This window comes from Spiroplasma cantharicola (assembly GCF_001281045.1).
GTDB classification, from domain to species: Bacteria; Bacillota_I; Bacilli_A; order Mycoplasmatales; family Mycoplasmataceae; genus Spiroplasma_A; species Spiroplasma_A cantharicola.
This window is the reverse complement of sequence record NZ_CP012622.1, coordinates 1,167,507-1,179,577: the sequence shown is the minus strand read 5'-3', so window position 1 is coordinate 1,179,577 and position 12,071 is coordinate 1,167,507. Positions and strand designations below refer to the sequence as shown.

Annotated in this window: 12 protein-coding genes; 9 read left to right on the top strand and 3 right to left on the bottom strand. The window is 26.4% G+C overall.

Translation table 4 applies throughout. The features are described from left to right. The first annotated feature begins 271 nt into the window (after window positions 1-271). The 6 genes from rpmH to SCANT_RS05205 are packed head-to-tail and all read left to right on the top strand — an operon-like array spanning window position 272 to window position 4,710. The gene (gene rpmH / locus SCANT_RS05230) at window positions 272-406 is read left to right on the top strand and encodes a 50S ribosomal protein L34 (RefSeq protein WP_020836790.1); all 135 of its coding nucleotides are present in this window, start codon (window positions 272-274) and stop codon (window positions 404-406) included. An 8-nt stretch (window positions 407-414) separates the two neighbouring features. Beyond that, window positions 415-744: a ribonuclease P protein component gene (gene rnpA / locus SCANT_RS05225; protein WP_053946664.1), complete on the top strand. Its 330-nt coding sequence runs from the start codon at window positions 415-417 to the stop codon at window positions 742-744. A 16-nt stretch (window positions 745-760) separates the two neighbouring features. Next, window positions 761-1,969 (top strand): membrane protein insertase YidC, encoded by a 1,209-nt coding sequence (gene yidC, locus SCANT_RS05220; RefSeq protein WP_053946663.1) that lies wholly within the window; start codon window positions 761-763, stop codon window positions 1,967-1,969. Continuing rightward, on the top strand, window positions 1,947-2,507 hold the full coding sequence (locus SCANT_RS05215) for a hypothetical protein (RefSeq protein ID WP_053946662.1): 561 nt from the start codon (window positions 1,947-1,949) through the stop codon (window positions 2,505-2,507). Before yidC ends, SCANT_RS05215 begins: the two co-directional genes overlap by 23 nt. Window positions 2,508-2,553: 46 nt before the next feature. Beyond that, the gene (mnmE, locus tag SCANT_RS05210; RefSeq protein WP_053946661.1) at window positions 2,554-3,906 is read left to right on the top strand and encodes a tRNA uridine-5-carboxymethylaminomethyl(34) synthesis GTPase MnmE; all 1,353 of its coding nucleotides are present in this window, start codon (window positions 2,554-2,556) and stop codon (window positions 3,904-3,906) included. A gap of 9 nt (window positions 3,907-3,915) precedes the next feature. Continuing rightward, window positions 3,916-4,710: a TatD family hydrolase gene (locus SCANT_RS05205; protein ID WP_053946660.1), complete on the top strand. Its 795-nt coding sequence runs from the start codon at window positions 3,916-3,918 to the stop codon at window positions 4,708-4,710. Window positions 4,711-4,739: 29 nt separating this feature from the next. Here SCANT_RS05205 and mreB (SCANT_RS05200) read toward each other — a convergent pair whose 3' ends face one another. The 3 genes from mreB (SCANT_RS05200) to mreB (SCANT_RS05190) all read right to left on the bottom strand — a co-directional run bounded on the left by mreB (SCANT_RS05200) (window position 4,740) and on the right by mreB (SCANT_RS05190) (window position 7,519). After that, complete coding sequence (gene mreB, locus SCANT_RS05200; protein ID WP_053946659.1) at window positions 4,740-5,798, bottom strand: rod shape-determining protein; 1,059 nt, start codon at window positions 5,796-5,798, stop codon at window positions 4,740-4,742. Window positions 5,799-5,873: 75 nt separating this feature from the next. Beyond that, window positions 5,874-6,329 (bottom strand): hypothetical protein, encoded by a 456-nt coding sequence (locus SCANT_RS05195; protein WP_053946658.1) that lies wholly within the window; start codon window positions 6,327-6,329, stop codon window positions 5,874-5,876. A gap of 158 nt (window positions 6,330-6,487) precedes the next feature. Beyond that, complete coding sequence (gene mreB, locus SCANT_RS05190) at window positions 6,488-7,519, bottom strand: rod shape-determining protein (RefSeq protein ID WP_053946657.1); 1,032 nt, start codon at window positions 7,517-7,519, stop codon at window positions 6,488-6,490. 329 nt (window positions 7,520-7,848) lie between these two features. Between mreB (SCANT_RS05190) and SCANT_RS05185 the strand changes: the two genes are divergently transcribed. The 3 genes from SCANT_RS05185 to SCANT_RS05170 all read left to right on the top strand — a co-directional run bounded on the left by SCANT_RS05185 (window position 7,849) and on the right by SCANT_RS05170 (window position 12,053). Further along, a complete protein-coding gene (locus SCANT_RS05185; protein WP_053946656.1) occupies window positions 7,849-8,631 on the top strand; it encodes a DeoR/GlpR family DNA-binding transcription regulator in 783 nt (260 codons plus the stop codon). Next, window positions 8,624-9,757, top strand: coding sequence for an SIS domain-containing protein (locus SCANT_RS05180; RefSeq protein WP_053946655.1), 1,134 nt, complete (start codon window positions 8,624-8,626; stop codon window positions 9,755-9,757). Before SCANT_RS05185 ends, SCANT_RS05180 begins: the two co-directional genes overlap by 8 nt. 346 nt (window positions 9,758-10,103) lie before the next feature. Then, window positions 10,104-12,053 (top strand): PTS transporter subunit EIIC, encoded by a 1,950-nt coding sequence (locus tag SCANT_RS05170; RefSeq protein ID WP_053946653.1) that lies wholly within the window; start codon window positions 10,104-10,106, stop codon window positions 12,051-12,053. Window positions 12,054-12,071: the final 18 nt, after the last annotated feature.

Here is a 12,071-nt window from a genome sequence, read left to right as displayed (position 1 = left end):
TTTTATTTACCTCGAATACAACATTTAAATTATAAGTTATCCACATACTTTTAATGTGCATAACTTTAAAAATACATTAAAAAATACATAAATTGGGGATAAAAATTTTTAGAAAATCCTTTAAATAAAGGGTTATATCGTAGTTATCCACATACAAATTCTATTAATATCTTATTAGAAGTTACACAAAATACAATAATTAGTATCAAAATTTCTATCTTTTAAGTTATAATATTTAGTGAAGTTTTGTTTAAAAAAAAGGAGGTATTTTATGAAAAGAACTTGACAGCCAAGTAAAATCAAGCATGCTAGAACTCATGGTTTTAGAGCAAGAATGGCAACTAAAAATGGTAGAAAAGTTATTAAAGCAAGAAGAGCTAAAGGTAGAGCTAAACTTACTGCATAATAATAAATATGAAAAACAAAAATATAATTAAAAAGAATCATGAATTCCAAAGTATTATAGGTTCTAAAAGATTTATTAAATCAAAGGGATTTGTAATTTATTTTAAAAAAAATACTTTAAAAAGATTTAGATACGGAATATCTGTTGGTAAAAAAATGGGTAATGCAGTATTTAGAAATAAAATTAAAAGACAGTTAAGGTCAATGATTTATGAATTGTTAGATGATCAGAAAGATAAAAGTTTTGACATTATTTTAATAGCTAGAAATTTATTTTTAAATAAAGATTATAGTTTCAATTTAGAGGATCTAAGGAAGTCTTTATTACAAATAAAATAAAAGAGAGGTGAATATCTTGTATAAACAGGACTATTCTAAATATCTAAATAATAACAATAATAATAAGAAGAAAACTACTAAAGATAAATTAAAGATTATCTGAGTTTGAACAAAATTGATATTATTTGTATTTATTATTGTTTCAATGCTTTGGGGTTGTGTACAGATGTATCAACCAAAGTATACAGTTAGTACAGTAAAAGATATGTCTGGAAATAAAGTCTTTTCTCCTGGTGTATCTTTCGAAATCATTATTAAATCATTAGGTGACTGAAGTTCAAAAAATCACTGGTTTAGCGTTGATAGTAATGGAAATATGGTGGAATATGCCTTTAATCCAATATCTTCTTGAGGTCAAGCCTTTACAGTAACTTCCTCGCCATTCTATGGATTCTTTGTTTATCCAATTGCGTGAGTTTTAGTTTCATTTATAAGTTTATTTTCAACTCATAACAATAAGGGATTAGATCCTAGCTCTGCATCATATGGGGTTTCAGCAATATTTGCAATATTCTTTACTTCATTAATAATCAGAGGAATAACGCTTGCATTTACTTGAAAAACACAAATTAATCAAGAAAAAATGCAGGGCTTGCAATCAAAACAAGCAGAAATTCAAGAAAAGTATAAAAATTCATCAGATCCAAGTGCAAAACAAAAACAACAATTAGAGTTAATGGGATTATATAAAAAGGAAGGTATAAGCCCAATGAGTTCACTTGCAACCTCATTCTTATCAATGCCTTTCTTGTTTGCTATGTTCTCTGTTGTTAGAGCAACACATGCTTTAAAAGTTGCGACTGTTGGAAAAATTACTTTAGTTGAAGTGCCATTTGAGCAAATTAAACAAGGAAATTGAATATATTTAACTTTAATTGTTATTTACTTACCATTACAAATTATTTCAATGTTACTTCCAATGATATTGCAAATGTTCAAAAAGAAACCAAAATTGGAATCTGAGCAACAAAAAAAAGCTAGAAAAAAACAATTAATTATGCAAATAGTATTTATGGTTGTATTCTTATTCGTTGTATTTAATATAGCTTCTGGGGTTGCTATATATTGAATATTCTCTTCTACATTCCAAATACTTCAAACTTTAGGTTTCCATTACTTAAAAGAAACTAGAGTATCAAGAATGAAGAAAAAAAGAGAAAAATTAAATATTAAAAACAAAACATTAGCTGCAAAAGTTTCAAATGATTCTAAAAATAAAAAATAATAAAATAAATCACTTCCTAATAACTAAAAAACCTGAAACTAATCTTGTTTTTTATGAAAATATTAATGAAGTGATTTTATTTATTTCAAATAAAAAAAGAATTGAAATAATGAAATTTTTAAATGAGCAGCTATCTAAAATTTCTAAAATTAAAATAATTTCAATTTTTAGAATTGAATCAAAATCAAAAAATATAATTGCCTATGATGCACCAATAGAACTTACTAGGGATACAAAATTAAGTCTATGAAGATTTATTAAAAATGTATTAAAAATTAAATTTAATATGCTATTTGACTTTGAAATAATAAATTTTAATATTTCAAATAAAAATAAGAAAAAGTTTAGTAAAACAGAATTAAGTAGAATTATAAATAGGGTTTTATCTTCAAAGGAAGAGGAAATATTACCAGCATATCCGAAACCCTTAAGAAGAGAGATTAACAGATTAATTTCTAAATATAATAATCTTAAAGCAAAAACCTCAGGACAAATTGGAGAAAGAAAAATTAGAATAATATACAAGTCAGAAAATTAATATTCTGATTTTCTTTTGTTATAATCAAGATTGGGAAGTTGGTAAAATGAAACTAAATATAAATGATACAATAGTTGCTTGTGCTACAAAAATAGCCAAACAGGCAATATCTATTATTAGAATATCAGGGGATAATGCCTTTAATATTACAAATAAGCTATTAAAAGAAAAGTTAAGTAATAATACAAGAATTCAAATTAGAAAATTATTTGATAAAAAAGATATTATTGATGAAGCTTTAATTCTAACTTTTGCAAATGGTAATTCTTTTACAGGAGAAAATGTTGTTGAAATACAATGTCATGGTGGAATTTTGCTAACAAATCACATTTTGTCTCTATTAATATCAAATGGAGCAAGACCAGCCCTACCAGGAGAGTTTTCTCAAAGAGCATATCTTAATGGAAAAATTAATCTAATTCAAGCTGAAAGCATTAATAATTTAATTGACTCTAAAAATGAACTTTCATTAAAAATTAGCGCATTAAATTTAGAAGGTAAAAATAATAAAGCTCTAATAAACATGAAAGAGAAATTAATAGATCTAATATCAAAAATTCAAACCTCAATAGATTATCCAGATTATGATGATGTTGAAGGTTCAAGTCCTGAAGAAATTAGTTTTGAGCTTAGTTCTTTGAAAGAAGATACTATAAAAATATTAGATGTAAGTAAAAGATTCAATTTTTTAAAATCTGGAATAAATACCCTAATACTTGGTGAAACAAATGTTGGTAAATCATCACTTTTAAATACATTAATATCTGAAGAAAAAGCTATTGTAACAGAGATAGAAGGTACAACTAGAGATATTGTTGAAGGTGAATTGAATTTTGCAAATTTTACACTTAATTTAATTGATAGTGCAGGAATTAGAGAAACTAAAAATAAGGTTGAAAAAATTGGAATAGATAAGAGTATTTCTTTAATCAATACTTCAAATCTTATTCTATTTGTTATAAATAAAGGTAAAATTAATTATGAGATATATGAAAAAATTAAAAATAAAAAACATCTCGTTGTTTTAAATAAATCTGAATTGCTTAAAAAAAGTGATATCGATAAAATCAAAAAAGAATTTCAAGATTTAGTTGTGGTTTCTGCTATTAATGGAGATATAAAAGAACTTTTAAATAAAATAGAATTAGAGTTTAATAATGGTGATATTCTTGAAAGTGATCTTCCTATTTTATCCAATGTATTTCATATAGAGATGTTCAAAAATATATTAGTATTATTAGAAAATAGCTTAAACAATATTAAAGAAGGTTTTACAACTGATTTAATAAATGTAGATCTTTATGAAATTTTAAAAATTCTAAATAATCTTTTAGGAATTTATGACGCAGATGAAGAAGTAATTGACAATATTTTTAGAAAGTATTGTTTAGGAAAGTAGGTTTAAATTATGGCAGGTATATTTGATACACATACACATTTTAATGATGTTGTTTATAAGGAACAAGAAATTGAAGTTTCTGAAATGATAAAAGATGCCAAAGTAAATGGAGTATCTCATTTTTGCTGTGTTGGCTTTGACATTAAATCTTCTAAAGAAGCATGTAAATATGCATTGAAATACCCAAATGTATATGCAGCTATTGGTATTCACCCAAATGATGTATATAAGTTTAATAAACAAGACTTGTTAGAAATTGAAGAAATGGCCCACAGTGATAAAGTAGTTGCTATTGGAGAGGTAGGACTTGACTATTTTTATACAGATCAACACAAAGAAATTCAAAAGGAATTTTTTAAAGAACAAATAAAAATAGCAAAGAATAATGATTTAGTCGTTATGATGCATATTAGAGATAAAGATGAATCTGATCAAGCATATTTAGATGCCTTAGAAATTTTAGATAAACTTCAAGTTAAAAAAGCAATTGTTCATTGTTATACTAGAGGAATTGAACTTGCAAGAAAATTTACTAAAAGAGGTTATTTAATTTCAATACCAGGAGTTGTTACATTCAAGAATGCGACTAAATTGCATGAAACTGTTGAAAAGCTTTCTTTAAATGAAATGATTGTTGAAACAGATGCTCCATATTTAACTCCTGAACCAAAAAGAGGTAAATTAAATATGTCTAAAAATATTGCTTACACTATCGAAAAAATAGCAAATATTAAAAAAATTAATAAAGCTGATGTTATTGAAGCAACAACAAGTAATGCGATGAAAATATTTAAAATATCATAAAAAAAATGGTTTTAAAACCATTTTTTTTATTATAAATATGAAGTTTGACTTCCCTTTTTAACGCTTTTTGCATTTTTTCCATAGTAATCATTATCAATTCTTTGATTAATTGTTTTTTGTCATACCTTTGAACCCTCTATTACACCAGTTAGCGGGTTTGCTGTTAAATGACAAGGAACTGAGAAAATCCCATTAAAGTATTCTTTAATACCTCTTATTTTTGAACCACCACCACAGATCATAAATCCGTTAGTGATTATATCCCCAGCCAATTCTGGAGGTGTGTTTTCCATTAATTCAATTAATAAATCAGTAATTCTACTAAAAGCATTAACTAAAACGTTTCTAATCTCTTCTGAACTAATAATTGCTTCTTTTGGTAATCCAGAAATAATATCTCTTCCAAAAACAGACATAGTTCTTTCACCTTTATATTTAGCTAATGAACCTAATTCTTTTTTTACTTCTTCAGCAGTTTTATCACCAATAGTAACGTTATATTCTGATCTAATATATTTTTTTACTTCTTCATTAAATGCATTTCCTGCAACTTTAATTGATCTTGAAATAATTATATCTCCAGCTGAAATAATAGCAATATCAGTAGTTCCTCCACCAATATCAATTACTATATTACCTTTTGGAATTTCAATATTAATTCCTGCTCCTAAAGCTGCCATTTTTACTTCTTCTTCAACAATGACAATTTCAGCACCCATATCATAAGCAACTTGTTTTAGAGCTTCTCTCTCTAATTCTGTTACCTCACTTGGACAAGCTAATAAAATAATTGAATTTTTTCATTCGTTTAACATTTTTAGCTTACTGAAAACATGTTTTAACATATCTCTTGCAGCATCTAAATCTGTAATAACACCATCTTTAATTGGTATTTCCATTCTAATGTTTTCATTAGTTTTACCAATTAATTCATAAGCATCTTGACCTAATGCAACTAATGTATTAGTAATATTGTCATATGCCATAATTGATGGTTCGTCGTAAACAATTCCTTGTCTTCCTACATAAGCTAATATATTGCTTGTTCCTAAGTCTAAAGCAATAAATGTACGTTCCTCTATTTTCATAATTACCTCCTATGTAATAAAGTCTCTATTACTATTATACCTATTTTTATCATATAAAACAATAGGTACAGTTGTTTAAACATCCAATTTAATAGAACTCTTTGTTTTTGTAAAAATTAAAGTATTTTTCTCATTAGTAAGCGAATCATCAAATTCAAAAAGTCCTAAAAATTTATATCCTTTATATTTTAAACTATCTTTAAATTTAGCAAAAACTATTATTTCATTTTTTTCATTTTTGATCTTTTCATATCTTTTTGCAATTAATTCTTCTGAACCTGTATTGTTGTATAAAGTTATTTTTTTAAGATCATCTGAAGGAAATATAGCATATTTTTCTAATTGCATTATTTCCTCTTTCTTTTTAGTTTCAACGAAGTTAATGAATCAAACTCTAGTAGTTTCATTAATTCTATTGTCACTTCCTGTAAGAATGCTTTTACCTTTTTTTGTAAAAAACTTAAATATAACTTCAGAAATTAATTCATAAGTTTCATGATCTTCTTTAATATTTATAATTTCTTTTTCCATATAGAACCTCATTCAAAATAAATTATGACATACTATATAATAAAATTCTTTTAATAATAAATCACAATAAATTTATTTATAAAAAAATTTCCCATTTACAATGACTGTGTGGATAGTCATTAATAGGGAAATATTTTTTTATTTTATATACTTAATAATTATCTACTTAGTATATCTTCGTGTCATTTTTCGGCTTTAATAATTTCTCAAATTTCACTTTCGAATTTTTTAGTTCCGTTAATAACTGCTAATAATGGTTGTTCACCAATTTTTGTTGGTAATTGTAATGTATCTGCGAAGTATTTGTCGATACCTTTAATTAAGGCTCCACCTCCACAAATTGTAATACCATTTCTAAAGATATCTCCAGCTAATTCTGGTGGTGTATCTTCTAAAACTTGTACTGTTAAGTCAATAATTCTTGATACAGGTACTTTTAATACCTCACGCACTTCTTCTGGAGTAATTTCGATTTCTCTTGGTAATCCAGAAACAACATCACGTCCATAAACTTTCATACGTCTTTCATCTGGGAATTTAGCTAATGAACCAACGTTAACTTTAATTGATTCAGCAGTTTTTGATCCAACTTCTAGTCCATATTGTGAACGAATGAATTTTTGACATTCATCGTTTAAATAGTTTCCTGCAACTTTAACTGATTTTGAAAGAACTATATCTCCTGATGCTAAAACAGCTATATCAGTAGTTCCTCCACCCATATCAACTATTAGGTTTCCAGTAGGAGCATATATATTAACTCCTCCACCTAAAGCTGCCATTTTTACTTCTTCTTCAACAAATACTTGAGATGCTCCTAGGTTTACAGCAATTTTTTTAAGAGCTGTTTTTTCCAATTCAGTAATAACTGAAGGACATGCTAATAGCATTATTGAGTGTTTTAATTGTTTTGTAATTCTTAGTTTTGAAAATATATATCTTAATTGAGCTTCAGTAGCTCTAATGTCAGTAATAACTCCATCAACCATTGGTCTTACGACACGAATAGTTTTATTTCCTTTACCTATCATTTTGTATGCTTCTTCACCTACAGCGATAATTTTGTTTTCTTTAATTCTGTAAGCAACTATTGATGGTTCGTTATAAACGATTCCTTGTCCAGCAATGTATACTAATGTATTAGCTGTTCCAAGGTCCATAGAAACGAATGTTGGTTTTTTATTTGCCATACCGTTTTCTCCTTTAATATTTCTAAATAAATGAATTATATATTTCTATTCAAAACTAGAATATATAATCTTTAACAATTCTACCATAAAAAAAGTAAACTTGCAAACACAACACTTATTATACTGCACTCATTAGTTGATATGATTTAAATAATTTCTATATATATTATAACTGTTTTTTTAAATATTCTCAATAGATAACTCACGTTATCTTGTTGATAATAAAGACACAACAATAGTTAGGAAAACAAAACTTATTTTTTATTCAAATTATTTCAAATTATTTCAAATTTTACCAGATATTGATATAATGATTTTGTGGAGGTTATATGCACAAATTAGAAAGAAAAGATGTTATATTAAACAAAATTATAGAAAAAAATTTTATTTCTTCAAAGGATTTATTTGATTATGCTTTTAGTATTGGCATTAATAAAACAACTGCTAGAAGAGATTTAAAAGAGTTACAAGATGAAGAAAAAATTAGTTTAACTTTTGGAGGTATTACTTCAAGAGTAGAAAATATATATGAAACAGATAGATCAGAAAAAGTTCAACATAAAAATTTTGAAAAAAATATTATGGCAAGAGAAGCTATAAAATTTATTAAAGATGATGAAATTATTTTTTGTTCTCCGGGAACAACTATTGAAAGATTTGTAAGAGAAATAAAAACAAAAGTTAAATTGCTAGTTACAAATTCATTCCCAGTTTTTTTAGAAGCTTGAAAAAATAATAAAATAGTAGATGTATTTTTGCTTGGTGGAATTTTTAAAGAAAAGTCTCAAGTTTTTTATAATCGAAATACTAAAAAATATCTTGAGGGGATTAAATTTTCTAAACTTTTTTTTAGTTGTCTATCATTAGATTATGAAGGAAATATTTATGATGATTTTGTACCTGAAGTTGATACATTAAGAGATGCTTTGAAAATTTCAAAAGAGAAAATCTTATTAGTTGATTCTTCAAAAATAAAAGATGAAGGAATTGAGAAAGTTACAAATATAAAGGAAATTGATATTGTAATAACTGATGAAAAGAGTAAAGAAAAAATTGGAACTAGATTTCCAAATGTAAATATAATTTATTCTAATGGAGAAAAAAATGAATAAAACATTCAGTAAAGAAAAATTTAATACAGTAAAAGAAATTTTACAACAATCTGTAATATGAAAAAAAATAGAAAAAAATATTGATAAAAATATAAAAAATTTGATGTCTCATTTAGAGTCATTTAAGGATTATAAAATAATCTTTAGTGGAGCTGGAACAAGTGAATTTATTGGACAAGCATTGGCGCCATATTTTTATAAAAAGGGCTTGAATGTTTTTTCAATTGCCACAACAGATATTGTTGCTAACCCTTTAAATTTTTTAAAAAAAGAAGAGAAAACAGTAATTATTTCATTTGCAAGAAGTGGTAATTCACCAGAATCAATTGCAACTTTTAATATTGCTAATAAATTAATTGATCAAGTTTATCATTTAATTATAACTTGTAATAAAGATGGTCAACTTGTAAAACTTGCAAGTACTAATAAAAACACACAGATATTTTTATTACCAAATGAAGCAAATGATAAGGGCTTTGCTATGACTTCAAGTTATTCTGGAATGACTTTCAGTGCGTTTTTAATATTGGATTTATTATTAAAAAATAATAATAAATCTTCAATAGAAAAATTATGTAATGATTTTGATAAAAGTTTAAAACTTATCGAAGAAAATATTGAAAAGATAGAACTACAAGAGAATGATAGAGTTGTCTATTTAGGAAGTTCAGAATTTAAAGGGTTTTCAAATGAAGCAAGCTTAAAATTATTAGAATTAACACAGGGAAAAATACCTTGCTTTTATAATGGAGTGCTTGCTTTTAGACATGGCCCAAAATCAATATTAAATAAAAATACTACAGTAATTATTTTTATGAGTAAAGATAATTACTCAAGAAAATATGAAATTGATTTGCTGAAAGAAATTGCTTTAGAAAAAGTTGTTAAAAATTTAGTAGTTCTAGATAATACGGAATGTAGTGAAGTTAAAAAATACGCAAGTATATATTTAAATTTTGAAAATCAAAATTTAAATGAAATTTTTATTGGTTTAAATTATATATTATTCGCACAAATTTTATCATTGATTACATCTATAAAACTAAATATTAATCCAGATAATCCGTGTCCCTCAGGTGAAGTTAATAGAGTTGTTAAGGGTGTAATAATTCATGAGTTACATTAATTAGTGAATTTAACAAATATAGCTTTACTTGTTGGAACAATAATATCTTTAATTTTAATTATAGTAGTAATAATATATTTAATTTTATTTTATAAAAAAAGAAGTATACAGTTAAAAGTAAAACCAAAAAGGGAAATGTTTGAGTTATTTAAATGGTGAATGATTATTTTTTGTATTTTTTTCCTAGCTCTTGTATTTTTATTTTGCTTTTCAATGTTTATAGTTGAAATGACTAAATAATGGAATATTATTTCAAAATATTCCAAAAAACTTGCATTTTTTTCATTTAAAAAGTTCTTTCTTTTATTTTATGTAGAAAATATTAATGAGAAAGGAAAAGAAAAAAATGAATACAGTTTCAAAAGAAACAAAAATAAAGAAAGAAAAAAATTTTGATAAAACTAAGAAAAATAACTTTTTTAGTAATTTATTGATAAAACTACAAGGTCTTGGTAAATCTTTGATGTATCCAATTGCATTGTTACCATTTGCAGCATTACTTAATCGATTTGGCTCTTTAGCTATGGAATTGAATAGTGATACTCAATATAATGCAGGTTGGTGAATAGGGTTTATTATACAAAAACCTGGTGCAACAATTTTTGATCAGCTACCATTATTATTTGCTATAGGAACCGCTTTTGGTCTATCAAAAGATCAACGTGGTGAGGCAGCACTAGTTGGAGCGGCATTTTATCTTATATTAGTAGCATTTCTTGCTGAAGGTGGATTGCCAAAACTATTTTATGATAAAGTAGTAACATTTGATTTTTATAAAGAAACAGATGGCAACAAGGAATTAGCTGGAGCACTTTCGGGTTTATTCTATGTGCCAAAATATGGAATGATTAATCAAAAACTAGAAATTATTGGTGGAACTTATATTTTAAATATTGGTGTATTAGGTGGGATAGTAGCGGGTTGCTTATCAGCTTGATCATACAATAAATTTAAAAGTATTAAATTACCACAAGCTCTTTCATTCTTTGGTGGAAGAAGATTTGTACCAATGGTTATAATGGTAGCATCTCTACCAGTTGCATTTCTATTTGCAATACTTTGACCATGGTTTCAATATGGTTTAGTATCATTTGGGAAATTAGTTTCCTCTGGTGATTCTTGAGCAGTTCCAGGAGCGTTCTTATATGCACTTCTAAATAGAATTGTTCAACCAACAGGATTACACCATATTGTAAATACCTTCTTGTGGTTCCAAATGCCAATTGAAGGTCAAATTGTTGACTTTTCAGGAAGTATTGTTTTATTTAACAACATGAATGAATCTCCATTAATTGGAGAAAATGGAATGTTAGATCCAAAAGCAATTGAGACAATTTTACAACCAATATCAAATTACTATTTAGGGGGAGTTATCATTTCAAATGAAAACTTCAAAGAGTTCTTTAATATTAAAATGTCTGGATTACCTGATGGAGTCTTAATGAATAACGTTGATGGAATTACAAGTTTTACTATATTTGGAGATATTAATGCTTTCCAAAAATCTATGGTTTCTGGTAATTTCCAAACCGGGTTCTTCCCAATGTTTTGAGGAGGCTTACCTGGTGCAGCATTAGCTATGATAATGTGTTCTAAAAAAGAAAAAAGAAAAGAGGTAACAACTTTCTTAGCTGGGGTTGCATTTGTAGCAGCTTTAACAGGAATTGATGAACCCTTAGTATTCTCATTTATCTTTGTTGGACCAATTCTTTGAATGGTTAATGCTGTATATACTTCAATTTTTGCAGCTATTGCTATTGCAATGCATATGCATATTGGGTTTGGATTTAGTGGTGGATTTATTGACTATATAATTTCCTTCCCAAATGCATGAGGAATGAGTAAATATGAAGGTATGGTAAATGGTAAAGGTTATGGAGTAATTTCAAATCCCCTTTGAATGTTTGTATTAGCTGGTCTTGCGTTTCCCGCATACTACTTCACATTCAGTATATTAATCAAAAAACTTGATATTAAAACTCCTGGACGTGAAGAAGAAGGTGAAGCAGTACCTACACTTCAAAAAAATAAAAAAAATAATGCCAACCAAAAATATGAAATGATGGCTAAAGGTATTATTGATATTGTAAAAGTAGAAAATATTGTAAAAGTAGAAAACTGTAGTACTAGATTAAGGTTAACTGTTAAAGATAACAAAGTTGGAATTGATGACAAAGAGTTAAAGGCCCTTGGTATATATGGCATTAAACGACTTGGTAATCAAGGACTTCAATTAATAATCGGTACGGATGTTGAGCACGTCGCAGATATTGTTCAAGAAATGATAAAAACTTAAAAATGAAAGAAAACATCC